Raw genomic sequence first — 253 nt, 5'->3', positions numbered from 1 at the left:
CCCGATAATCCCCGTTGAGCCGGGCAGGGTTCGGAGCAGGGGCAGACCGTGGCCGGACTGCCCGTCAGCCCCGGTGTCTGCGGGGGTACGTGGGCAATGGGCGGCCTGAGCTATCGTGTCCCCGTTCAGTCAGTGCCGGCCGCCCAAAGCCCACTCAACATAATGTGGGGGAATTATACGCCACTCACCGGGCGGCTCCGCTGCCCGAATCAACCCCGTACAGCGGTTCGCAGCGTATAATTGACATTATGTC

Annotated in this window: 1 protein-coding gene; it reads left to right on the top strand. The window is 63.6% G+C overall.

The genetic code is table 11. The annotated features are described in order from the left end of the window. The first annotated feature begins 48 nt into the window (after positions 1-48). On the top strand, positions 49-240 hold the full coding sequence (locus Xmir_RS22430; protein ID WP_099116125.1) for a hypothetical protein: 192 nt from the start codon (positions 49-51) through the stop codon (positions 238-240). The last annotated feature ends 13 nt before the right edge of the window (positions 241-253 follow it).

Source organism: Xenorhabdus miraniensis, assembly GCF_002632615.1.
The sequence above is the reverse complement of the archived record's forward strand: the minus strand, read 5'-3'. Positions and strand labels throughout refer to the sequence as shown.